Origin of the sequence: Pseudomonas tehranensis, assembly GCF_014268615.1 — a bacterium.
Classification (GTDB): domain Bacteria; phylum Pseudomonadota; class Gammaproteobacteria; order Pseudomonadales; family Pseudomonadaceae; genus Aquipseudomonas; species Aquipseudomonas tehranensis.
This window is the reverse complement of record NZ_JABWQV010000057.1, coordinates 1-24,202: the sequence shown is the minus strand read 5'-3', so window position 1 is coordinate 24,202 and position 24,202 is coordinate 1. Positions and strand designations below refer to the sequence as shown.

Annotated in this window: 14 protein-coding genes; 7 read left to right on the top strand and 7 right to left on the bottom strand. The window is 60.7% G+C overall.

Features of this window, described 5'->3' with window-relative positions:
• The first annotated feature begins 238 nt into the window (after positions 1–238).
• The 4 genes from HU811_RS11730 (at position 239) to HU811_RS11715 (ending at position 13,719) form a co-directional block, all read left to right on the top strand.
• Complete coding sequence (locus HU811_RS11730) at positions 239–3,850, top strand: Tc toxin subunit A (protein ID WP_186656008.1); 3,612 nt, start codon at positions 239–241, stop codon at positions 3,848–3,850.
• Entirely contained in the window at positions 3,847–7,929 is a 4,083-nt protein-coding gene (locus HU811_RS11725; protein ID WP_186656006.1) for a Tc toxin subunit A-related protein, read from the top strand. The genes HU811_RS11730 and HU811_RS11725 overlap by 4 nt, the downstream gene beginning before the upstream one ends.
• Positions 7,922–12,685 carry a hypothetical protein gene (locus HU811_RS11720; RefSeq protein WP_225248423.1) on the top strand — a complete coding sequence of 1,588 codons (4,764 nt, stop codon included), beginning with the start codon at positions 7,922–7,924 and terminating at the stop codon, positions 12,683–12,685. The genes HU811_RS11725 and HU811_RS11720 overlap by 8 nt, the downstream gene beginning before the upstream one ends.
• Before the next feature lie 143 nt (positions 12,686–12,828).
• A complete protein-coding gene (locus tag HU811_RS11715) occupies positions 12,829–13,719 on the top strand; it encodes a hypothetical protein (RefSeq protein ID WP_186656004.1) in 891 nt (296 codons plus the stop codon).
• A 16-nt stretch (positions 13,720–13,735) separates the two neighbouring features.
• On the opposite strand, the gene HU811_RS11710 is transcribed toward HU811_RS11715, so the two are convergent.
• From HU811_RS11710 to HU811_RS11685, 6 genes are all read right to left on the bottom strand, one after another.
• Entirely contained in the window at positions 13,736–15,067 is a 1,332-nt protein-coding gene (locus HU811_RS11710; protein ID WP_186656002.1) for a DUF58 domain-containing protein, read from the bottom strand.
• Positions 15,068–15,242: 175 nt separating this feature from the next.
• Positions 15,243–16,247 (bottom strand): AAA family ATPase, encoded by a 1,005-nt coding sequence (locus tag HU811_RS11705; RefSeq protein ID WP_186656001.1) that lies wholly within the window; start codon positions 16,245–16,247, stop codon positions 15,243–15,245.
• Positions 16,244–17,407 carry a DUF4350 domain-containing protein gene (locus HU811_RS11700; RefSeq protein WP_186656000.1) on the bottom strand — a complete coding sequence of 388 codons (1,164 nt, stop codon included), beginning with the start codon at positions 17,405–17,407 and terminating at the stop codon, positions 16,244–16,246. Before HU811_RS11700 ends, HU811_RS11705 begins: the two co-directional genes overlap by 4 nt.
• On the bottom strand, positions 17,404–18,942 hold the full coding sequence (locus tag HU811_RS11695; protein ID WP_186655998.1) for a DUF4129 domain-containing protein: 1,539 nt from the start codon (positions 18,940–18,942) through the stop codon (positions 17,404–17,406). Before HU811_RS11695 ends, HU811_RS11700 begins: the two co-directional genes overlap by 4 nt.
• Entirely contained in the window at positions 18,929–19,903 is a 975-nt protein-coding gene (locus HU811_RS11690) for a stage II sporulation protein M (RefSeq protein ID WP_186655996.1), read from the bottom strand. Before HU811_RS11690 ends, HU811_RS11695 begins: the two co-directional genes overlap by 14 nt.
• Complete coding sequence (locus HU811_RS11685) at positions 19,900–20,625, bottom strand: RDD family protein (RefSeq protein ID WP_186655994.1); 726 nt, start codon at positions 20,623–20,625, stop codon at positions 19,900–19,902. The genes HU811_RS11690 and HU811_RS11685 overlap by 4 nt, the downstream gene beginning before the upstream one ends.
• A gap of 271 nt (positions 20,626–20,896) precedes the next feature.
• On the opposite strand from HU811_RS11685, the gene sbcB reads away from it, so the two are divergent.
• Positions 20,897–22,324, top strand: coding sequence for an exodeoxyribonuclease I (gene sbcB / locus HU811_RS11680; protein ID WP_186655992.1), 1,428 nt, complete (start codon positions 20,897–20,899; stop codon positions 22,322–22,324).
• A 94-nt stretch (positions 22,325–22,418) separates the two neighbouring features.
• On the opposite strand, the gene mvaT is transcribed toward sbcB, so the two are convergent.
• Positions 22,419–22,796 (bottom strand): histone-like nucleoid-structuring protein MvaT, encoded by a 378-nt coding sequence (gene mvaT / locus HU811_RS11675; RefSeq protein ID WP_092393380.1) that lies wholly within the window; start codon positions 22,794–22,796, stop codon positions 22,419–22,421.
• 303 nt (positions 22,797–23,099) lie between these two features.
• Between mvaT and purU the strand changes: the two genes are divergently transcribed.
• Both purU and HU811_RS11665 read left to right on the top strand, forming a co-directional pair.
• Positions 23,100–23,948 (top strand): formyltetrahydrofolate deformylase, encoded by an 849-nt coding sequence (gene purU / locus HU811_RS11670; RefSeq protein ID WP_092393378.1) that lies wholly within the window; start codon positions 23,100–23,102, stop codon positions 23,946–23,948.
• A gap of 57 nt (positions 23,949–24,005) precedes the next feature.
• A complete protein-coding gene (locus tag HU811_RS11665; protein ID WP_177218187.1) occupies positions 24,006–24,176 on the top strand; it encodes a hypothetical protein in 171 nt (56 codons plus the stop codon).
• Positions 24,177–24,202 lie beyond the last annotated feature (26 nt).

Sequence of the window (24,202 nt, the reverse complement as noted above, 5' to 3'; positions counted from 1 at the left end):
CCTCACCGACACGGCGGACGGTGCGACGGCGTCCGATTGGGTTGAGAGCGAGCGCTTCGAAGTCCTGCCGCCCACTCGCCCGACCCAGGCGCCCAACTCCCGATAGACGGTCATGAAACCTGTCGGTTCTGACAGTAGACGGCTTCGGCCCTTAAGCGCCCAATCATGTTAACCAAACGCTCGACCTGACGGCTTCGTCGGGCCGTTGCGGGCCGACATCGAATGCGAGGACTCGTTCATGGCTGATTCGCGCCCTGCTTTACAGCTGCTGACTCAGGTGTTCAGTGAGCAACAACTCACACATTACTCGACACTGCAGACATACCTCGAAGAGGGTGGTTCGATCTTTGCGCTGGTGGAAAAGGGCGGGCAGGGATTGGTGAGGGACTTTGGCGTGAGCCCCGATGATGCCCGTCAGTTGTTGCGGCGCTTCAACAGCATGGCCATTTACCTGCGGCGTCAGTTCATCGAACACAGTCTGTACGGTTCTGCAAAAGAACGGCGGCGGGCAAGTAGTGGCTTGCTGTCGATGGTTCAAGGCCCCAGTTTTGAGCTGCTGTTCAACCCCCGGTTCGACAGTCTGTGCCCACCCCAGGCGCTGGAATCTATCGCCTCACCCGTGGCGTATTTGATTGAGTTGATGAGGTGGATCGAGCAACGCATCGAAGCGGCGTCGAGCGACGCAGGCAAGTTGCCGTTGCATGACCGGCGCAAAGACCTGAAGCCGCTGAGCGTTGATTTCAACGCGGTGCATCAATCGGTGTCATCGGTGGACATCATCGTCCCGGTGCTGGAAAAGTTTATCGATCTGGCGCCAGAGAACCTTGAGCAAGCCATGATCGAGGCGCGCTATCCCAATGGGCTTCCTTACTATCAGCATTGGGTTACGGTGGATACGGTCGCCCGCCATCATGGTTTGTCGGTGGGCAGTTTTGCCCAGCACGTGAGCCCGTCCTTTCCTTACTTTTTCCAGACTCAGGCCTGGTACGGCGATGCGGGACCTGCCCTGGCCCATGCGTCGCGGTTGGGGCCTTATCAGCGGCGCTTGCTCACCGAACCGGCCATCACCAGCGCGAACAGTGAGGCCTTTTATTTGCAGAACTTCGGGGCCGGAGAGGGCGCGTGGGAAGACCTCGAGAAGGTGCCGTTCTTCGGTGAGCGAACCAAGCTCGACACCCAGGGGCTTGAGGCATTGCTGTCAGTACGGGGTTTTGCGCCGGCACGCTCGGCCAATGTGACCTACTCGTCGCCAACGGTGCCTGAAGAGCCGGAAAGCGGACGCTCCGGTTCGGTTTATCTGAATGCCAATGCCCACCCGGCGGTCCATATTACCGGTAGTGGAGAGGGTGAAACGTATCTTCATACACTCTCCGTGAGCCCAGGTGATGACGCCGGACTTGCGCATTACGACCGAATGAATCGCAAGTTGCGCCTGGACCAATGGCTGGCACTGCCGAGCGAGCAGGTGGATGGGCTGCTGGTGGCGGCCATCAAGGCTGAAGTGCGCGGTGGTGCGCCGGCCGGTGACTGGTGGATCACCGAACAAGTCGTGCATGCGCTGGGGTTGTTTCAGTCATTGCGCGAGCGCTGTGAGTGTCCGGTGGACGACTTTGCGGTGTTCATCGACGAGTTGTCGATTTACGGTCGCGGTGAAGCGCTCTCCCAATTCGATCAGGTCTTCAATGACCAGGGCGACTACCGTGAACCCTTGAAGCTCGATGACGGAACGTTTCCGATCGTGCCGGCACCGGAGGTGCCCGACCTGACCGTGAGCCAGCTGTGCAGCGCGTTGGGCATCGACCTGCAGACCTACAACTACCTGGCCGTGGCGATTGCCAAGGCTCATGGCATCGCCGGCGACAGTCTGCCGCGTAATCTGGCGATCATGTCCAGCTTCTACCGCATGGTGAAGCTGCCCCGACTGTTGGGCATCACCCCGGTCGAAGGCGTGTTGTTGCTGACGGTGCTGGGTGGAGAACTTTGGCTCAACGGCCTGGCGGGTGTGCCCCTGATCCATTCCAGCGCCAGCGACAGCCCGGATGCGCTGAACCTCATCCATGCCATGCAGTTGTGTGTGGACTGGTGCGCCGACCACAACCTGCCGGTGCTTTGGATGGTGCAGCAGGTCTCGTCGCCCTCCGTGCTGGACACCTCCCTGGACGCTGAGGGGCGGCTTTTTGAACAGCTGCTCAACCTGTTGCCTGGCGCACTGCTCACCCACTCGGCGATCCTGATGGCCGGGGTGCCGGCGATGGCGGGCGCCAGCTGGCTGGAGTTGTTGGGGATGCAGACGATCTTGGTCGAGTCTGACGGGCTGGTGACGTCGCGGCCGGGCACCGAGGCTCAATACCTGGACTTTGCCCGAGAACAGCTTGATCGCGCCGTGACCGCCGGCCTCGGTGAACAATATGAGCTGGAGCGGCCTGCCATTGTCGAAAGAATGCTCGCCGTGGTGCTGGAGGCCAGGGACGCCCAGATATCGGTGGTCAAGGAATGCCTGGCGGTTTACACCGGGGTCAGCGCGGAACAGGCGCTTGAGGTGCTGGCGTGGGCCAATTCAACGGTGAGCCGGCTGCTGCGCCAGGTGCTCGACCGCGACCTTTCGAGTCTTGAAGGCAGGGTGAAGGGACGCAACGCATGGACTGACCCATTGCTTGCGCTGTTGGCCGATGTCCGTCGGCGCAGTGCGGTGGTGGCGAAACTGGAGCTGGGTGCCGTTGTATTGCGCGAGTATCTGGATTACGGCCATAAAGCCTGGCTGGACCAGGACGACAAGCATGCGTTTACGGTGCGCACGCTGTACTACCTGACCACCCTCAACCGTGCGTTTGAGCTGAGCGACCAACCGGCGCAGACGCTGCTCGACTACCTGCGCGAGGTCAATGCGCTGCCTTCTCCGATAGGGGGGCACGCGCTGCGTCTGGCCGAACAGGCGGCGTCCATCCGCCTGGCCGGCTTTTTTGACTGGAGCGTGCAAGAGGTGCGCGAGTGCGTCAGCCGTTTCGATTCTGCGCACAAAATCCTGAAAAACCTGCCCCAACTGGATCTGCTGATGCGGGTGCGGGTGCTGGCGGCGCGCACCGGCATGGATGCCTTGACGATTTTCCTGATGGGCGGGTTGCCAGAAGAGGTCGACAAACCGGCCTACAAAGAGGCCGCCGAGCATGCCTTGCTGAGCCTGTCTGAATCCGATGTGCCATTGACGACCTTCACCGGGGATCTGAAGCAACTCGTTACCGTGACGTGCGTCGCGGACAATACCGAGGTGGTGGCGGCGCCAGGGGAAAAAATCACCTTCACCGTCACCCTCACGGACAGCGACGGGAACGCGTTGAGCGGGGTCAACGTTTACTGGAGTGCCGAGCTGGGGACCATTAAAACCGAGGCGACGAATACCGAAGGCGTGGTTCTGGCCGAGTACATACCGGGCAAGGTGTTGGGGCGGGACACGCCGCAATACTGGCTGGACCTGTTTGAACGTGAGCATGCCCCTACCGTCCAGGTCACGATCGATAAGAACAACATGGACATCCCGACACGATACCTGTCACCGGTACCCCGGGGAACGGTACCCCCCGGGCAGGAAGTCGAGCTCTACGCCACCATCAGGGACGTTTATCGAAACCTTGCGAAAAACCATCCCGTACGCTGGTTAACCACGGATATGGGCGGTGGACAAGGTACGGTGGTTTATCGACCGGACCAGTCCTACACCAATCAGGAGGGCCTGGCCCGAACATTTGCGTCCAGCCCTACCGGTGGACGATTCAGGATCACCATTGCCCCTGACGGTGGCGTGACCGCTGATTTCCCGGCCATCACCTTTGAAAGCGAGGAGCCAGCGCCATGACCCTGAACACGATGAGCGACTTGCTCGAAAAGCGTCGGACCGCCCTGATCGAATACAGCCTCGGGCACGTTGGGAAAAGTGGTGCCAATCCTCCGTACAACTTCCTGCGTACCCCGGCGGATCTGTTCGAACTGCTGCGCCTGGATCCGTTGGACAGCTACCCGGTGCAGAGCTCCTGGGTCGCCGAAGCGACCAGCTGCGCCCAGCAGTTCATCCATGCCGCCTACCGCAAACTGGAGCCCGGCTATGCCGACACCGAGTTCGACAAACGGGACCTGGCCACCTGGGAACTCTACAACAACTACCCGGATTGGTCGGCGCTGCAAATGATCGCGCTGTACCCGGAAAATTTCATCAACCCCTTCGTGCGGCAGCGCAAAACCAGCCTGTTCAAGACCCTGGAAAACAACCTCAACCAGGCCCATTTGAACAGCGATTCGGTTCAGGTGGCGTTGCAGGAGTACCTGCAAACGTTCGAGCAGACCTGCAACCTGGACGTGCTCAGCAGCTACATGGACAGCGTCTCGCCCGCCCGGGCCGACTACTACTTTGTCGGCCGTCAGCGGGTGCCGCCTTACCAGTATTTCTGGCGCAAGGCCGAGGTCGAGCTCTCCCCCAGTTGCACAGCCATTAACCCGGCGGCCTGGAGTGAGTGGCTGCCGGTGGATACGCCGACGGGCGTGAATATCCTGGATATCCGGCCGGTGTTCTGGAGCGGACGGCTGTGCCTGGTCTGGGCTGAATGGCAGTACAAGGTAGAAGGTAGCGGTGATCAAAGCGTGCCGCACCGTCTTGACGTCAGAGTGGCGTTCATGGCCCAGAACGGTCGTTGGTCGGCACCGCTGAGCCTGCACAGTGGCGAGTATGAGGAGGACCGTTCCGAAGGCGCCCGCCTGATTGCCATCGTGTGGGCCGACCACTACCACCCCAAGGGCAAGCTGGGGGTTTTGTTGACTAACGGCAGGGCTGATAACGACCCCGAACGCCTCAAGGTGATAGCCGTGCGTGATGTGCTGTTCCGCCCTGTGACCTGGGATGATGGGCACTGGTTGGAGCAGGCTGCCTACCAGCGCTTTATCAGTGCGAATACGGTCCAGCACCCGCTGACGAATCAGCCGACCATGGTCAAGACCGTCGAGGGTGCAGGGGGCACGCTGACGCCGTACCTGGGTTTGCAGGCTGTGGTGTTTCGCGTCCTGGACGATGATGTTCTCATGGTGCAAGGTTTTTTGCGGCCCTCCGGTCAAACCGGCAGCGCTGTGTTTGATTTGACCTTGAACAACAAGGATGGCAGCGACCCGGACCCGATTACCGTCACCGAGTCGGTTGCCGGAGGCTGGAGTACCGAATGGCAAGTCTTTAGCCGAAGCAAAGGTTCATGGAACAAGCCTGTCTTTTCCTTTGGTACTAAAACCGGCGGCTATGGGCGTATAAACGTTGAACTGACCATCACCAACGTCACGAAGTTTCCTCCCGCGTCACTGCTCAAGAACAGCCTGGATGCGGCGCAGTTCCTCTCTCTCAATCAGGCCGAGCTGACCCTTAAATACGCCCGCCTGAATTCGCTGTTCGGCCCCGAGCTGGTGCAGCGCTCGAATATTTCTGTCGATGCGGTGCTGGATTGGGACACGCAGTTTCTGTCGGAGCCGCCCCCGGAATCCAACACGATCAGCGAGCCCAACGGTGCTTTTGACGGGGCTAACGGGCTGTTTTTCTGGGAGCTGTTTTTCCACCTGCCGCATCTGGTGGCCACGCGCTTGCGCATCGAAGACCGGTTCCTGGAAGCGCAGAACTGGCTGCATTACCTGTTCGATCCGCAAGCGCCGGCCGACCCTGGCGATGACCCTCAATACCCCCATCCCAAACCGGCGTATTGGCGCTGCCGTCCCTTGAGCGATTCGGGCAACCTGGGCTGTGAAACCCAGGCGCCCACCGACCCTGACGCCATCGGCTATTCGGCGCCCAAGCACTTTCAAATCCTGGTGTTCTCCGATTACGTCAGGAACCTGATGGCCTGGGGAGACTGGTATTACCGCCAACTCACCCGTGACAGTCTGGTGGCGGCCAAGCTGTGTTACGTCCAGGCCGAATTCCTCATGGGCAAGGCACCGGCGGTGCGAACGGTCAACCGTTGGGAAACCGACACGGTGGACAGCCTGATCAACAAAAGCACGTCGCGACCGGATCTTGAGGCGTTTGAGCAACACTTCGCCTTCAGCCTCGCGGACTTTCCCGCTGCCGCCGAAGCACCGCCGTTGCTGGGGCTGTTGGCCAACGATCCCTTCAAACAGCCGATCAATGAACAGTTGCTCGCACTGTACGACTTGCCCGGCCAGCGCCTGCATAACCTGCGCAATAACCTCACCCTGGACGGCAAGCCACTGGAGGTCGCGCTGTTCAGCCCCCCCACCGATCCCAACGCGTTGCTGCGTGACCTGGCGGCCGGTGGTGCCGGTGCGCCCAGACCCATGGGCGGCCGATTGGTGGTGGGGGCGTTCCGCTGGCGCACGACGTTTGAGGTGGCATTGCGCGCCGTACAGGCGCTGCAGGATCACGGCGCCCAGGTCCTGCGTTTACTCGAACAACGGGACCAGGCCGAGCAGCAGGAACTGCAGCAGAACCATCTGGTGGAACTGGGCGCCTATGCCCAGACCGTGCAAGAAGAGAACATCAGTCAACTACAAGCGAGCAAGACCGCCCTGGAGCAAAGCCGGGCGGTGGCACAGGAGCGGGCAGACGCTTATGGGCGTCTCTATAAAGAAAACGTGTCGAAGGTTGAGTACGAAGTGATGGAGAGCCTGCAGCTTTCCAAAGCGCTGTCGTTGACGTCGGCCAGCATCAAACCTGGAGGTGCGGTGATTGCCTCGCTGCCGACGATCTTCGGCCTGGCCAACGGTGGGCACCGTCTCGACAAAATAGCCGACGCGGTGTGTTTCGGGTTGGATATCGCCGCATCGGTGATGCAAATGGACGCCGACAAACAGGCCACCACCGAGAGCTACCGTCGCCGCCGCGAAGAGTGGTTACTGCAACGTAATCAGGCGTTGGCGGAGGTGCGTGCCATCGATGCGCAAATCGTCGCCCAAGACCACGCCGTGAAAGCCACCCAAACCACCCTGGAGCAAACCCTCGTGGCCAACAGTCAGGCCGTGACGGTGTACAACTTCATCAAAAAGCGCGCGACCAATGCCGAGCTGTACGGCTGGTTGCTGGGCCAGTTCAAGGCGTTGCATTACCAGGCCTACGATGCCGTCGTCAGCCTGTGCCTCAGCGCCCAGGCGTCGCTGAGTGCCGAAACCGGTGACTATGACTCGCAGGTTCCCTTGCCCCAGGTCTGGCTGGACGAGCGCCACGGCCTGACGGCCGGCGAGCACTTGCGCGGGCATTTGATGCGTATGGAGCGCGAGTACCTGCAGCGCTATGAACGACGGTTGGAGCTGGTCAAGACCATTTCCTTGCGCCAGTTGTTCGATGATACGAGCGACCCGCAGACGGGCATCGACAGTTGGGACAAAGCGCTGGTGCAGTTATCCAAAGGGACGCTGGAGTTCAAACTCTCTCAGTTGCTGTTTGATCGCGACCACCCGGGGCACTACTGCCGGCAAATCAGCTCGGTCGAGGTCGACCTGCCTGTGCTGATCGGGCCTTATGAACATGTACGTGCCACCTTGCTGCAGGTCAGCAGCATGACCGCGACCAAGGCAACCATTCCGTCGGTGGAGTACTTGCATGATCCGACGGGTAAAGTGGCGCCTTCCGATCTGCAGATCAACCTGCGCAGCGGTCAGCAGATCGCCTTGTCGATGGGGCTTGGCGACCACGGCATGGTGGCGATGAAACCCGATGACAGCATGCTCAACCCCTTCGAAAACACCGGGGTGGTTTCGCGCTGGCTGTTGAGCTTTCCAAGGCCGGACAAAGAACCGCAGAAAAGCATGCTGCTCTCTTTGACGGACATCATCGTGCGCATCCGTTACATGGCCAGGGCCGGCGAGCCGCCGTTCGTGCGAGCCGTCGAAGATCAAATTGCCAAAGTTGAAATCAATCCAACCGGCGAAGGAGCAGGTCGCCATGAATAAGCCGATTATCCTGGCCAATGAAAATCTGGTGCTCAATGGCGACTTCGAAGAGTCGACCGATTACTGGACAGAGGGACCGATTCAGGGTGACTTGGGTGTTATGAGGGATTGGTATGACGAGGAGGGTCAGTACCTTCGTTTTCTGACCATCGGCAATGGGGCTTCGCTCAGTCAGGCGCTGACGGCGCCCAAGGACCCCGGCGCGCAAGCTCGCTACGTCCTTACCTTCCTGTGCGAGACGAGGCATACCGAATCGGGCAGGCTGGTCATTAGCAGCGATAAACAGCCGCAAGAGCAGGAAATCCTGTTGCCGCCGGGCCCAGCCCGGGATGTGGAGCAGGATCAGGCACGGCTGAGGGACGGTCAGCCGCTGGCGCACAGACCCATTGTCTACAACGTCCCGCTGGACCTGCCGTTCAACGCCCAAGACACCCTCACGGTGAGTATCTACAGCCCGCTAAACGCCCCCGATGATGACGTCTCGGCCGTCCGTATCACCCGCATCAACCTCCAGTTGCACCTTGAGCCGGCGGTGATGCAAACGTTCAGGCTTGACGAGCAATCACTACCGGCAACCGGGCCTCTTTACGTGTGCCTGGGGGCCTCGGGTGACTTGGCTCATCAGCTAGCGTTCGTTCCTGATCCGGGCAATGCCTGGGTCGGCACCAGCGCCGCGTTGAGCAGCGACGATAACCCTCAGGGCGCGGTGGTCGCGACCCCGGTCTGGGGCGTGGATCACCCGTTGGATTCGGCCTGGATCCTGGACTGCCCGGCAATCGGTGAGGACGGCCCTTATCTGTTCTCGATGGACCTGGTCAACCAGTTCGCCGCCGAGGCGTATCCGGTGCAGGTGTCCCTGGGGCATCACCGGTTGGCCTTTCGTGAAGTGCTCGAGGCGACGTATTACCCGGTGCTTGAATACGCGCAAAGTGTGCGCTTGGGGGTGCAGGTCACGTCCTATTACACCGGGCAACCCTTGAGCGACCGCACCGTGAACTGGACATCCACGACCGGGCAGGTCACCGGCGTCGCCGTCACCCGCACGGACGGCTGGGCCTACTTTGATTTTCAGCCGACGCAGGCCGGCGATGCCGAGATCCAGGCGTCGGTCGAGAGCCTGTACTACGCCTCTGGCGTCCTGACTCAAACCCTGACGGTGCGGGTGCTGGCGACGGATCCATGGAAGGATGTGCTGGCGGTGGTGGAGGGAGTTGAGTCGCGGTGGGAGGAAAAAACCGGTTACCCCAATCGCGGCTCGGATTATCCCCTGGACTTGAAGCTGCCCGCCGACAGCCCCTTGCAGGGGGCGGATCTGTCGTTGCATTGGAGCGGTGATCCCTATGAGCAACTGGGCGTTGCCGTCAGCCCGGCCCTGGAAGCCCCCGTGCCGGTCACCGGCGCCGAGCTGGCCTGGACCCTGACCAGCGAAGATCAATATGACGGTCGGTTCGAGCTGCAACTGGTCTGCTCGAAACTGTTGCAGCCTTCGCCGAAAAAAGCCATGTCGCTCGCGCGCAATTTGGTCCGGGTGGGCGAAGTACGAGAGGCCAATAAGTTTCCCGTAGTGGACGAAAACGAAAGTGTGCTGTTGCGGGTGCAGGTGCTGCACTTCGTGGTCAGCGGTGACGGTGATCCGGTCATCAATGCCCAGGTCGAATGGAAAACCGGGGGCGTGCCGCTATCCACCGTCACGACGGGCATCGGCGGTTGGGCCAGTGTGTTGTACACGCCGCAGAGCGCGGGGGATAAGGTGGTCATCGCCAGTATCAAGGCCCATGACGAGGCCGTGGCGGTGGAGCACCCCTTTGATGTGACGGCGATTGCCACCAGCCCCTGGAAAAACGAGGTCAGTATTCTGCTCGATGATGAGGTGGTCGAGCGCAATGCGCTCGGTGTGCTCTGTCGGCGCGGGCAGACCCACACACTCAAAGTGGTGCCCGAACCCGGCAGCACCTGGATCGGTAAAAACATCAGTTTGCATTGGCGCGGGGCCGCGCCGGATATCGGGTTGGTGCCCAGTGACCTTGGAGCGGCCAAGCCGTTGGTAGCGGCAGGCGCGCAATGGACCCTCGCCTCACAGGTCAATAGCAGCACCAGCAGCCTGTTTGAGCTGGAGTTGCGCCTTGAGAGTGTGTCGCTCGTTCGTGAGCTGACGGGGCGATTGGTCTCCGAGAATCTGACGGAAGAAGTCAGCCTGAGGCTCGACCAGATAACCGCCGCACTGGACGCACAGGCGCTTTATCCGTGCCTGGGGGCGGTTCATCGCTTCAGCGTTTTGCCCAATGCACTGAGCCCGCTGGTGGGATTGGAATCAACGCTGGCATGGTCGGGGACATCCGCCGAGGAGCTGGGGGCAACGGTTCGCCCGGCGTTGAATCTGGCGCAACCGATCAATGACGGCGGCGCAATCTGGACGCTGGACTTTACCGCCAGTCAGCAACCCGGCGAGTTTGCCCTGGCGTGGGCAGTGCCTGCGCTGGACTTCGCCGCCACGGCCAAACCGATGACGCTGGCGCATAACAAGGTCAGGATCCACGCCTGGCGCGATGCGCCGGTCGACCCGGTGCCAGGCCAAGAACCTGCGTGGTTGTGGGTCCAGGTGGTTTCCCACTTCACCGGGCTTGCCGTCGATCAGGTTCCGGTGAGCTGGACAGCGGGCCGCACAAGCACGCAGCCCACTAACGCCGAAGGCTGGTCCGGTTTTGCCGTGGCGCCGGCCAGCGCCGGCACCCAGGCGGTGAGGGCCTCGGTCAGCAGTCGCTACGACGGTTACGAGGAGGAACGCCCCTTTGAAGTCACGGCGTTGGCCAGTGACCCCTGGGCGGGGCTGACGGTCCGGTTTGACGGCGCAGCGGCGCAACCCTGGGGCGAAAAAACCTATTTCCCGCGGCGCAAGGGCGAGCACCTGTTTGAGTTGATGGCCCCCGAGAACAGTCCCTTGTTTGAGCGTGAGCTGACCCTTGGCATGACCGGAACCGGGCCCACCGAACTGGGCATCAGCTTTTTACCTGACCCCTTGGGAATGCCGCGCGAGTTTCCCCGCGAGGGCTTGCGTTTTACGCTCAAGGCCGGCGACCTGAAGGACGGCAGTTTTGCCTTGCGCCTGGCGTCCCAGCGTCTGACCAGCCTGTCCCCGGCGAACGCGATGTCGTTGGGCGAAGGTGAACAGGTGCTGAAGATCCGCTGGGACAGCGCTGTTCACCAGACACTGGACTGGGAGCAGGAACTGGTCGAACAGGTCAGCGTGGTCTCCTCCATCAGTGGCAAGCCGATTGCCGGGGTGACCGTGACCTGGCGCGGTGATGACCTGGGGGAAGTGACCACCGTGACCGATTATTACGGCGTGGCGCGCGTGCGTTATGTGCCCACCACGCCCGGCGCGGCGCAGTTGACTGCGACGGTGGGAGAAGGGCAGTACTCGGCATCGGTGGCGCTGTCGTACTTCTTGCACGAGCCCCGGGAAATCCAGTCGCTCACCAGCGACAAAACCAATGGTCATATCGGCGAGCTGGTTTCAGCGGTGGTGACCGTGGTGTCGGCCATGACCGGCGAGCCTTTGGAAGACGTCGAAGTGCGGTGGGAGTACCCCCACATCACGATTGCTCCGACCAGAACCAATGCCGATGGGCAGGCCCCGGTGCAGTTCAGGTTGTCGGGTGTCAGGAAGGGGGTTCTGCGAGCCATCGTCAAAGGGGGTTATGCCGGATGGGAGGTGGCAGGTCTTGCCTTTGAACTGCTGCCCAATGACATGACCTGGCTTCAGGAATTCAAACCCAACCTCAATGGCCAATCCGTAAGGTGGCCTGACGTTGAACTGAGTCTGGTAGCCGGAGAGGTTTGCACACTGACGCTGGATTATGAATACAGCTGGTTGATTGGCGATCCGGATGCGCAAGTCCTTCTGGAATACAAGCCGGGCGAAGAGGCGCAGGGGGTGGTGTTCGATCCGCCGTTGGGGCAACGGGTGGCAATGGAGGCGGGGAGTACTTCGTTGAGTTGGTCTATTTCCACCCAGGAGACGCAGATCGACTCGTTTGTATTGCAGTTTGATATGCCGTTGATGAGTGGGATGCCGAAGTCACCACCTTTGCCGGGAGGGTCGGTCAGACCTGATTACGAGGTGGTAGAGCTGAGTGTTCCTCAAGTCGGTATTCTTTTTAACGAATCCACGAGGGCGCAGGTGTTAGTACGTCACCGCATCGACAAAACCCCTCAGGCCGGCGTAGAGGTGACGTGGAATTTCACGGGGCACCCAACGGTTATTACCCAGACGGGCGCTACAGGTGTGGCCTATTGTGATATTCAGGGCGAGCGCCACACAGAAACCGGAATTGCCAGGCTGACGGCCTCTGTTTGGAGTCGACCGGGTGAAGCTGGGAGCACGTTTGCCGATGTGTGGTTATTTGATGTAAGCAATGCCGTACTTCGGGGAACTGAAGTGAAGATCGATGGTTTGCCTTATGTGTGGGCCATCACGCTGCCTTACAATTTTATTAAGCGCGAAGCGACCATCAGCGTGAAGTTTCGCGAGGAAGATCTAGGGCGTGATTGTGCGATCGCCTGTACGCACCCAGACGTGGTATTCACGCCGCCGGCCAACGAGTTGCGACCAGTTGCATCCCAGCTCGAATGGAATATCACGGTCGATCTACCGGTGAATACCCTATTTGCTTTCTCCGTGTATTGCCCAGGTGTCACGGGCTCTGCCGGCGGTCATTTTCGCTTTGTACCGGGTTCAGTTGAAGACGAGCGTTAACGCTTTCCTGCGTTATCCCTGTTTTACAGGGCGATGCGGACTGGGAGGTGGCCCCTATGAAAGTTGCATCCGTACCCACTGATATGACCTGGTTTCAGGAGTTCAGACCTTACGTGAATGACCGACCCGTAAGGTGGCCAGACGTGGAACTGAATCTGGTACCCGGAGAGGCTTGCACGCTGACGCTCGATTATGAATACAGCTGGTTGATTGGTAATCCGGACGCCCGGATTCTTCTGGAATACAAACCGGGCGAAGAAGCGCAGGGTTTGGTGTTCGATCCGCCGTTGGGGCAGTTGGTGGCGATGGAAGCGGGGAGTACCGCCTTGAGCTGGTCTATTTCTCCAGGCGAGGGGCAAGGTGGCACTTTTGTATTGCAGTTTGGAATGCCATTAATTGAGGAAATGCCAAAGTCGCCGCCACTACCGGGAAGGGTAGTGGATGTCGCGCAAGCGCTGCACGTTAAGTTCGACGAGTTTGCGCTCATTTTTGGAGAGGGGGCCGCGTACCCTTGCCATGGTGCAAGCCACACGTTTACCGTTTGGTGTGAGCCTTCCAGCCCGCTTCTGAATAAGCAGGTAAAGCTGGGGTGGGAGGGGGAATCAGCCGTGAGTCTTGGTGTGGTGGTCACCCCTGCATTAGAGAGTGCCCAGTTATTGACTCCAGAGGGCGCCCGTTGGGAATTGAATTGCCGCGACACTACCCGGGATGGAGATTTTTCCTTGCGCATGGACGTTGTGGAGTCGGGCGTAACGACTGGGTTACTCGCCATGTCGTTGGGGCATAACCTGGTGAGGGCTGAGCGTTGGACGACGGGACCATTCCCGTCTTTTGATCCGTTACTTGATTATTATCTAAAGCACATTCGTGCCATCTCCAAGTTTTTGAATGAGCCCGCACCGGGTGTTCGAACACTGCTTAACGGAACTCCCTACAATCGCACCAACGCTCAGGGTGAGGTCAGTGCGACGCAATTAGAGGGTGAGAGCATGTCCTTGTCGATCGTCAATCGGTATGACGCAAGCCGCGCCTGATATCCGCGCTGATGGCCTACAGATTCCCCGCCTTCTTCCACCCCAGATACAACGTCACCAGCTCGGCCCCCAACTCCCCGGGCCGGGCTTGCAGCACCGACACACCATGGGCATTCAAGCGCTCATGCAGTTCGGCCCGGGCGTTCAAATAATCCACTGTTCCACAATAGGTCAGGGCTTCGGGCAGGGTTTGCACCGGTGTCTGGCGTAAGCGGTCGAGTGCCTCTTCCCGCAGGCTCGCCACCAACACCCGATGCTGTTGGCTCAGGCGTTTGACGGCGGCCAGCAACTCCTCATCGTCTTCATCGCGAAGGTTGGTCACCAGCACCACCAGGGCCCGGCGTTTTTGCCGGGTCAGCAGTTGGTTGACGGCGGTTTGGTAGTCGGCGGGGCGCTGGCTGCTGTCGAGGTCGTAAACGGTGTTGAGCAACACGTTGAGTTGACCGGTGCCTTTGACCGGTGCGAGGTAGCGTGGCTGTTCGCTGGCGAAGGTGCTCAGGCCCACGGCGTCGCCCTGGCGCAGCGCGGTGTAGCTGAGCAGCAGGCAGGCGTTGAGGGCATGATCGAAGTGCGCCAGCTCGCCGTCCTGGCTGCGCATGCGCCGGCCGCAATCGAGCATGAAGATGATCTGCTGGTCGCGCTCGTCTTCGTACTCCCGGGCAATCGGTGTGCGATGGCGAGCGGTGGCCTTCCAGTCGATCTGGCGCAGGCTGTCGCCTTCGCGAAATTCGCGCAGTTGATGAAACTCCTGTCCCTGGCCCCGGCGCTGCCGCTGGCGGATACCCAATTGGCTGAGCCAGTTGTCCACCGCCAGCAGTTGACCGTCGTAGAGCCGGGCGAAATCCGGGTAGACACGGGTGTCGTCGCGCGCGTCCAGCAGGCGTTTGCCGTCCCACAGGCCCAATGGGCTGGGCAGGCTGACTTCGCAGTGTTCAAAGCTGAAGTGACCGCGTTTGAGCGGGCGCAGACGGTAGCCAATTTGGCTGTGTTGATCTGGTTGCAGCTCGACCGACAAGGGGAGGTTTTCGAAATCCAGGCCGGCGGGGACGTGATCGAAGACCTGAACGCTCAGTGGCTGCGTAAAGTCATGGCTGATCTGTAGCCGCACTTCGCTCCAGCGACCCAGTGCCAGGCTGCCGGGCATCTGCCGTTGTACCCGGGGCGAGGGCAAGCGCTTGAGGCGCAGGGCATCAAGTATCGCCAGGGCCATAAGGGCCAGCAGCAGTCCCCAGTGGATTGACAGCAACATCGATGGAACCGCAACGCCCAGCGCCCGCAATGCGCCCAGGATGATGCCGAGGGCTAGCAGAATGGCGAGCCAGGTCAGGAGCAGGCGCGAGGGTTTCATGGGGGCGTTCCCATTGGAGAAATGCAGAGCGCGCTTTTGTGGCGAGGGGATTTATCCCCGCTGGGCTGCGAAGCAGCCCCCTGTTTTTGTCTGACACACCGCAAGGGGCCGCTGCGCGCCCCAGCGGGGATAAATCCCCTCGCCACAATGAGTTTCTCCATCATGAAATGTGTATTCACAACCGCGGCGCCGGCACTTGATCGAGCAGTTGGCCCAGCACCTGATCCACCGACAACCCTTCGATGTCCAGCTCCGGCGCCAGCCGCACCCGGTGGCGCAGGACGGCCAGGGCGCAGCCCTTGATGTCGTCCGGCACCACGAATTCGCCACCGCGCAACAACGCCCGGGCCCGGGCGCAACGTACCAGGGCAATCGAGGCACGCGGTCCGGCGCCCAGGGTCAGGCCCGGCCAGCTGCGGGTGGTGCGGGCCAGGCGCACGGCGTAGTCGAGCACCTGATCGTCCATCGGCAGCTCACTGGCGATGCGTTGCAGCGCTTGCACGTCCTTGGCCTGCAACACTGTGCGCAACGGTTGCACATCGAGCATGTCGGCCCGGGTCGAACGGCTGACCTGACGGACCATGTTCACTTCCTGGTCGGCGTCGGGGTAATCCATGCGCACTTTGAGCATGAAGCGGTCGAGCTCGGCTTCCGGCAGCGGGTAGGTGCCTTCCTGTTCGATCGGGTTCTGGGTGGCGAGCACCATGAACGGTTGGGCGATGGGCAGGGCACGGCCTTCGAGGGTGACCTGGCGTTCCTGCATGGCTTCGAGCAGCGCGGCCTGGGTCTTGGCCGGGGCGCGGTTGATTTCGTCGGCCAGCAGCAGGTTGGTGAACACCGGCCCCTTGCGCAGCTTGAACTGCTCGGTCTGCAAGTCGTATACCGCATGCCCGGTGACGTCGCTGGGCATCAGGTCGGGGGTGAACTGGATGCGCGCGAACTCGCCGCCGAAACAGCGGGCCAGGGCGCGCACCAGCAGCGTCTTGCCCAATCCCGGAACCCCTTCGAGCAAGACATGGCCGCCGGCGATCAGGGCCGTGAGCACATCGTCGATCACCGCGGCCTGGCCGACCACCGCCTTGTGCAGCTCGGTGCGAATGGCCTGGGCCAGTTGACTGGCGCGTTGGCGCTGTTGGGCGGCGTGGGTCTGGCCGCCGGCAGGTTCGTTCTCTTCAGTCATAAGGCATTCCTGAGGGTTTGCAGATGGGCGACCTGGCGGCAGAACTCAGCGCTGGACAGGCGCTGTTGCGGCCGGGGGCTTAAGGCCTGGCTGATGGCCCGCGTAGGTTGGCGGGCCAGGCGGGCGAGCACTTGCCATTGTTCGGCCACGGCCAGTTGTTCGAAACCGGGATGCAGATGGCGTGCCCGGCGCAGCACGTCCTGTTGCAAGCTGTGCAGCAGATGCTGCCGGCCATTGTGCCGCAGATGAAAACCGGCGCTGGCCTGCACGTGCTCCTCCAACTGGCGCCGCGCCTTGGAGGCCGGTTGTTGCAGCGGGCCCTGACGCACCGCCGAACGCCAGAGCCATAGGGCGATCAACGCCAGCAGCGCCACCAAGGCCTGGGGGAAATAGCGGAGTAACAGGGCCAGCAAGTTGTCGTGGTCGATGTCGTACAGCAGCGTGACGTTCGTGTCGGCGCTCAAATACCAGAGCAGCCAGGCGTTGTCGTATTGGTCGATATGATCGTTCTTCCACAGCTCGGCGTCGGTGAGCACCGTGATCGAGCCCAGGCCGTGGTTGAGCTGCATCATATGGGTCGCCAATGCGCTGTTGGCCCACGCCTGGGCGAGGTTCTGCGGGTCCTCGAGGTGGAAGTCGGTGTCGAAGCCGACATACGCAGGCGCTTCTTCGTCCTCCAGGTACAGCTTGGTCAATTTGGGGTAGCGATCCTTGATGAGCTCGGGCTCCGGCGCCTTGAGGTCCTTGCTCAGGAATTGACGCAGGCGCACACGGTCCAGCAATAAGTCGCCGCTGCTGGCGGTACTGTTATCCCACAAGGCTTCGGCGACAAACAGCAAGCGTCCACCGGCCTGGGCCCAGTTCATCAATTGATCGACTTCCCGTGGGGTCATGTGGGTGCGTTCACCCAGCAACAGCAGGCTGCGCTGATGAGGCTCAAGGTTGGGCAGGACGTCCAGATTATTGGCGTGCTCGACGTTTATGCCCTGCTGGCGCAGGAAATGTTCGGCGGCCAGGTAGGGGTTGGCCTGGGCCTCGGGAGAGGGGCCGTGATCGATGGTTTCCTCATAGGGCACCGCCTTCAAGAACAGGTAAATGCCCAAGACGCACAACAGCGCGGCCACCCCGGCGCCGACCAACAATCCTGCGCGGCGATTCATCGAGCCCCCTGCGGCCCGAACAACCCGCGCCAGTCGTCGCACAACTGCTGTTGCAGGTGTGTCGGCGGCGGGCGATGGCCGTACGCAATGTTTTGCCAGTGCAGGGTCAGGTGTTGGCTGAACGTCAGCAGGCGTTCATGCTCAAGCAGTTCGATGCGTTGCAGCACCTGGCCTTCGGTGTCGGCCGGTTTCAAGGGAATCGCAAAGTCATTATGTAATCGGCTGAGCAGAGCCCGATACAGCAGGCCCAAGGCCTGGCGCGGGTCAGTGGCCCATAGCTGTTCCACGCTGGCGGCCACGTCGTCGGGCAGGCTCTCTTCGCGAATGTCCAGGCCGAACATCTGCGCGGGCACCGGTCGTGCCACAGGGGGGCGTTTTGTCGGTCGCAGATTTACCAAGGCCCTGAGCCTTTCCCGGTAGCGCCAGGCCAGCCAGGCAATCGCCGCCACCAGACACGCCCACAGTACGATCTGGATCAACGCGGCGGCGATGTCGAAACGTTGGCCGCTGATCCATTTGAACCATGCCTTGAGCCAGCCCGGCGCTTCGTCGGTCTCGGCCGATTCGGCGGTTTCTTCACCCAGGCGATAGCGGGTGACCGTTTCCGGGTTCTTGAACGGTGGAGCCTGGAGGATCGCCTTGATGCTGTCCCTGGAGGCTTCGCTGGTCAGGGGTTGGTTGAGCAGCCGCGGGCTGTCGGGGGCGGTGCTGTCTTCGGCGGCCCAGGCCGGCGGTGCCAACGGCACCAGCAGCAGTGCCAGCAGCATCAGCGCGGGGGCTGTGCTGCTCAGGCGTTGGCGCAGGCGTCGGAACACCAGTTCGATGTCCCAGGCTTCGAGTATCGTGCGCCGGTTCAGGTAGAGGCTGAAACCGCAGGCGACATACACCGGCTCCCAGACGATCAGCAGCAGGGGATACAACAGGTTGATCAGGTGTTCGAGCCACAACCAGTCGTGCTCGGCGACGGCGATCAGCGTCTGCCAGTTCCATTGCAGTTCGACCTGTTGCGGCACGAGCAGGTAGAACAGGGCCATGAGACCGAACCACAAGGCGATCTCCAGGTGGACACCGATCACGGTCAGCCATTGAGCTGCGCCACGGTTGCGTTGCAGCAGCACTCGCAAGCGCTGTTCACGCGCCTCGCCGTCGAGTCCTTCGAGTTGCACCACGGGCATCAGGAAGCTGCGACTCAGGCTCAGTCGGCGCCAGGTCAGGCTTGCCAGCAACTGGGGTTTGAGCAGCGTCGGCCACTGACGCAAGGCCTGTTTCAGCGTCGGTGTTTCGCCGAACAGCGCCTTGGACAAAATGTACAGGGGCAAACGGTCAAAGGCCGGTTTCAACCACCAGAACAGGAACATCGCCAGAGAGGGCGAATCCCACAGCAGCAGCGACAACAGCGCAAACACCGGCAGCGTGATGACGGCCCAGCTGGTCATCAGCAAACGTCGATGCTGCTGGCTCATCAGCACGCCCAGGTCCATGGCTTCCCAGGTGGTGCGCGGGCGGATGACCACGGTGGCATCACTCAGACGCATGGCGGGCCCGTCCGGCAAACAGCAGATAACTGATCACCAAAAGCCACAACAAAGCGCCGACCGTGTATTTGGTGGCGGCTGTCACGGCGCTGGAGGACCAGTACGCTTCGATGAACGCGGCAATCAGCAGCAACAGCATCACGCCGCCGACCATCAGCACGCTTTTGCCGGCGGCGATCCGCAAGGCCTCGCCTCGGGTGAGGCGCCCCGGTGCGATCAACGCCCAGCCCAGTTGCAGGCCGGCGGCGCCGGCCAACGTGATGGCGGTGAGTTCGAAGGCGCCGTGGCCGATGACGAACGACCAGAACGTCCCACCCGAGCCGATCTGGGTCAGGTGCCCGGCCACCGCGCCAATGGTCAGGCCGTTGAAAAACAGGAAGAACGCGCTGCCCAGGCCAAACATCAAGCCACTGGCAAACGTCTGAAAGGCGATGCCGATGTTGTGCATGATGTAGTAGCCGAACATGACCCAATCCTGGCTGGCGGCCCGCTCGATCGAGCGCCCCAGGTGCCCACTGGCCGGGTCGTACATGTCACGTATCTGGCTGACTTCCTCGACGCTCAACAGGCTGTAGACCAGCTCGGGAAACAGATAGACCAGCAGCCCGATGGCGATCAGGCTAGCCATGAACATCGCTCCAGCGGCCAGTACGAAACGCCATTGTTCCCGCACGAGTCGGGGGAAACCGGCCAGGATGAAAGTCGAAAGGCTGGTCGAGGGCCGGCTGCGATCCCGATAGAGTTGCTGGTGACCGCGCAGCGCCAACTGCTGCAGTGTGTCGACCAGCAGGCTGCTGTAACCCCGTGCCTGGGCCAGCGCCAGGTGATGACAAAGCCTGCGGTAAGCAGGAGGAAAGTCGCTGCTTTGAGGGACGTTGCGGCTGCGCTCCAGTTGATCGAGCTGCCGGGACAGGCGATCCCATTCCCCTTGGTGGCGGTTTTCGAACAGGCTTTGTTTCATGTCGGCCCCAGCAGGCCACGGGCGATGCCATTGAGTTCGGCCACGGCTTTGGGGGCCTGGACGTTCAGTGGCGAGGCCAGGATGCTCGCCAGTTCGTTGACCCGTGCTTCAGACAGTTCAGCCTGGCGTTCAGCGAAACCCAGCACGGCGCGTTGTTCGTTCAGGCTCAGGGTAAAGGGCGGTCGTATCGACTGCGCCAGGGGTAGCGCGGGACGTTTGACCGGTTGCTCGCGATACACCACCAGGGTGCCGGCGGCCAGGTCTCCCAGGCGTTTGAAGGCAGGATGTTGCAGGCAACTGATTGCCCCGAAGGTGTAGCCGAAGGGCAGCATGTCGACAAAACGCAGCAGGTTGCGGATCAGTGAAGCGGACCAGCCGATAGGCCTGCCGTCGTCCTGCACCACTCGCAACCCCATGATCTGCTTGCCGGGGGAGCGCCCTTGGTTCAGCACCTCGAACAGCACCATGTACCACCAACTGACAACGAACAGCAGGATGGAGCCCAGACCAATGCCCAGCTCACCAAAAAACGCCAGGATGATGAACAGCAACCCCAGGACCAGCCCGCGTATGCCCAGGTCGATGGCAAAGGCCAGCGCACGAGGCATCAACCCCGCCGGGCGCAGCGGCAGGTCGATGCCTTCGGGCGTTTCAACCTGATACCGCGTATCGAGTGGCGGGGGCAGCGTCGCGTTCCTTTGCAGTGCTGGTCTCTCGAGCATGGGCAACCTGAGTGATGGGCCGGTTCGAACGTTGAATGTCGGCTCAGATGCTAGCAGCCTTCGCACGGGCAAACGACATAACTATGTATGTCATTTCATGGCTTGCAACAGGATTGAGGGCCCGAACACACAGCAGGCCCCCTGTGGGGGCTTGAGTGTCCATGGGCGGTGTCCGCCTCAGCGCCCGTTTGGGTTTCAAAAGTTATGCAGCGCTGGCCGCCGATAGGCTCGAAGGCCTAGACTTCGCCAGTCTTCAACCCAGGAACAACCCGTGACTTCCATCTTCTGGTACGACTACGAAACCACCGGCATCAACCCACGTTGCGACCGGCCCTTGCAGGTGGCGGGGATCCGTACCGATTTCGAACTCAATGAAATCGACGAGCCGGTGAATCTGTATTGTCGGCCCAGCGAGGACATCCTGCCGCATCCGGCGGCTTGTGCGATCACCGGCATTACCCCGCAACGCCTGGCCGACAATGGCTTGACTGAAGCCGATTTCATGACCCGTATCCACGGGCAACTGGCCGCGCCCGGCACCTGTGGCGCCGGTTACAACACCCTGCGCTTCGACGATGAAATGACCCGCTATAGTCTCTATCGGAATTTTTTCGACCCGTACGCGCGGGAGTGGCAGGGCGGCACCAGCCGCTGGGACCTGATCGACCTGGTGCGCGCCGCCTATGCGCTGCGCCCTGAAGGCATTATCTGGCCGCAAGAGGAGGGCCGCGTGACCCTCAAGCTCGAGCGCCTGACCGCCGCCAATGGTATTGACCACGGCCAGGCCCACGATGCGTTGTCGGACGTGCGCGCGACGATCGCCCTGGCCCGTCTGATCCGCCAGAAACAACCCCGGCTTTACGAGTGGCTGTTCCAGTTGCGCAGCAAACAGAAAGTCATGGATCAGGTCCGCCTGTTGCAGCCTATGGTGCATGTTTCCGGGCGCTTCTCGGCTGCGCGAAACTATATCGGGGTAGTTTTGCCATTGGCCTGGCACCCGAAAAATCGCAATGCTCTGATTGTCTGTGACTTGCACCTGGACCCGCTGGGTTTGCTGGACCACGATGCTGAATCCCTGCGGCAACGTTTGTATACCCGCCGTGAAGAACTGCTCGAAGGCGAGTTGCCGGTGCCTCTCAAACTCATTCACATCAACAAGTGCCCGGTGGTCGCCCCGCTCTCGGTGCTGCGTGCCGAGGACCAGCAGCGGCTGCAACTGGACATGGACGTTTACCACGAGCGTGCGCTGCGGCTAACTGACGCACAGCAAGTTTGGCAGGACAAACTTCAGGCTATTTATGGGCGCGAGGATTTCACGGCCAGTGAGGATCCCGAGCAGCAGTTATACGCAGGCTTCATCGGCGACCGCGATCGTCGATTGTGCGAGCAAGTCCGCATGGCTGACCCTGCTCAATTGGCTTCAGCGCACTGGCCTTTTGATGATGAGCGTTTACCGGAGTTATTGTTCCGATATCGCGCGCGCAACTTCCCTGAGACCTTGACCGCCGAAGAGCAGGAGCGCTGGAGACTGTTCTGTCAGCAGCGTTTGTCTTCCCCGGAATGGGGGGCGCCTAATACCTTGCAAAGTTTTGATGAGGCGATGGAGGAGTGGATGGCCGTTTCTACGCCATTGCAGCGCGAGGTACTCATAGAGTGGCAGAGCTACAGCCAGCAATTGCGTAAACGTTTAAGCCTTTGAGTGGCGATGAAGTGGGTAAATCACAGGCATAAAAAAACGCCAGCAATCGCTGGCGTTATTTTTGTTCGCATAAAGCGGCGCGAACCGCTGGGGCTTAGCCCAGCAGGGTTGCCCAGCTTTCAACCACGTCACCGCCCCACTTGGCTTTCCACTCTTTCAGAGTCTTGTGGTTGCCACCTTTGGTTTCGATGACTTCGCCGTTGTGCGGGTTTTTGTATTGCTTAACTTTGCGAGCGCGTTTGGTGCCAGTAGTTTTTACGGCGCCACGGGTTGCTTTGCTCGATTTGGCTTCTGGATCGAGCATGGCAATGATGTCACGCAGCGATTTCTGGTATTCACCCATCAGCGTGCGCAGTTTGCCTTCGAATTCCAGTTCTTTCTGCAGCTTGTCGTCTTTGGACAGGGCTTTCAGGCGTTCTTGCAGTTCTTTGATTGCTTCTTCGGTGCTGCGGTATTCATTGATCAAGGACATGAGGACTACCTTATGTAGGACGCGGGTGACAAGGAGACAGTGAGGCAATAGTAATCAGACAGTTTCATCAAGTAAACATTTAACCGATGTTTTATTTAATTAATTAGTGCAGCCTCGCAAAATCGGCGTTGCAGTTAAATACTGAAACACAGTCTTCACATCTGCTCACAAATATAGCGTGTTGCCAAAGGTCCGGCCCATTGCTGCCTGGGCAGACAAATGTGCGCGGCGTGTCATCGATACTGCAGTTTTGCCGCGCAATGGCTAGAATGGCCGCCTTTGTGAAGTTCTGGAGTTCCCCTAATGCGCACTTTTCGGCTGGTGATCGCTTGCCCGGACCGCGTCGGCATCGTTGCTAAAGTCAGTAATTTTCTGGCGTCCCATAATGGTTGGATCACTGAAGCGAGCCATCACTCGGACACTCACAGTGGCTGGTTCTTCATGCGTCACGAGATTCGTGCCGACTCGCTCCCTTTCGGCATCGAAGCCTTTCGCGAAGCGTTCGCACCGATTGCCGAAGAGTTTTCGATGGACTGGCGAATCACCGATACCGCGCAGAAAAAACGCGTGGTGCTGATGGCCAGCAAAGAGTCTCACTGCCTGGCTGATTTACTGCACCGTTGGCACAGCGATGAGCTCGACTGCGACATTGCCTGTGTCATCTCCAACCATGACGCCTTGCGCAGCATGGTGGAGTGGCACGGTATCCCGTATTACCACGTCCCGGTCGACCCACAGGACAAGCAGCCGGCGTTTGCCGAAGTGTCGCGGCTGGTCAAACAGCACGACGCCGAGGTGGTGGTGCTGGCCCGCTACATGCAAATCCTGCCGCCTTCCTTGTGCAGCGAATACGCGCACAAGGTCATCAATATCCACCACAGTTTCCTGCCGTCGTTTGTCGGTGCCAAGCCGTATCACCAGGCCTCGATGCGGGGCGTGAAGCTGATTGGCGCCACCTGCCACTACGTGACCGAAGAGCTGGACGCGGGGCCGATCATCGAGCAGGACGTTGTGCGCGTCAGCCACAGCGACAGCATCGAAGACATGGTGCGTTTCGGCCGTGACGTGGAAAAAATGGTACTGGCGCGAGGCTTGCGTTATCACCTGGAAGACCGGGTGCTGGTGCACGGCAACAAGACCGTGGTGTTCTGACTACACTGCAAAGGGCCTGGGCGAGTGATCACCAGGCCCTTTTTCATGAGGTTCGCCATGACCGATCCGTTGGACAAAGCCACCTCCCGAGCCCCGGCGACCCTGGGTGAGGGTTGCCTGAGCCGCTACGATCCAGAAGCGTTGAGCCCGGAAGACGGCACGGAGTTTCCCGACGCTGCGCAACTGTGGAAACAAACGCACCCCGAGGATGAATCCGATCCCCCGTAGGAGCTGGCGAAGCCTGCGATCTTTTG

Coding starts and splice junctions, on each gene's coding strand:
- HU811_RS11730 (WP_186656008.1), top strand. CDS start 239: ATGGCTGATTCGCGCCCTGCTTTACAGCTGCTGACTCAGGTGTTCAGT.
- HU811_RS11725 (WP_186656006.1), top strand. CDS start 3,847: ATGACCCTGAACACGATGAGCGACTTGCTCGAAAAGCGTCGGACCGCC.
- HU811_RS11720 (WP_225248423.1), top strand. CDS start 7,922: ATGAATAAGCCGATTATCCTGGCCAATGAAAATCTGGTGCTCAATGGC.
- HU811_RS11710 (WP_186656002.1), bottom strand. CDS start 15,067: ATGAAACCCTCGCGCCTGCTCCTGACCTGGCTCGCCATTCTGCTAGCC.
- HU811_RS11705 (WP_186656001.1), bottom strand. CDS start 16,247: ATGACTGAAGAGAACGAACCTGCCGGCGGCCAGACCCACGCCGCCCAA.
- HU811_RS11700 (WP_186656000.1), bottom strand. CDS start 17,407: ATGAATCGCCGCGCAGGATTGTTGGTCGGCGCCGGGGTGGCCGCGCTG.
- HU811_RS11695 (WP_186655998.1), bottom strand. CDS start 18,942: ATGCGTCTGAGTGATGCCACCGTGGTCATCCGCCCGCGCACCACCTGG.
- HU811_RS11690 (WP_186655996.1), bottom strand. CDS start 19,903: ATGAAACAAAGCCTGTTCGAAAACCGCCACCAAGGGGAATGGGATCGC.
- HU811_RS11685 (WP_186655994.1), bottom strand. CDS start 20,625: ATGCTCGAGAGACCAGCACTGCAAAGGAACGCGACGCTGCCCCCGCCA.
- mvaT (WP_092393380.1), bottom strand. CDS start 22,796: ATGTCCTTGATCAATGAATACCGCAGCACCGAAGAAGCAATCAAAGAA.
- purU (WP_092393378.1), top strand. CDS start 23,100: ATGCGCACTTTTCGGCTGGTGATCGCTTGCCCGGACCGCGTCGGCATC.
- HU811_RS11665 (WP_177218187.1), top strand. CDS start 24,006: ATGACCGATCCGTTGGACAAAGCCACCTCCCGAGCCCCGGCGACCCTG.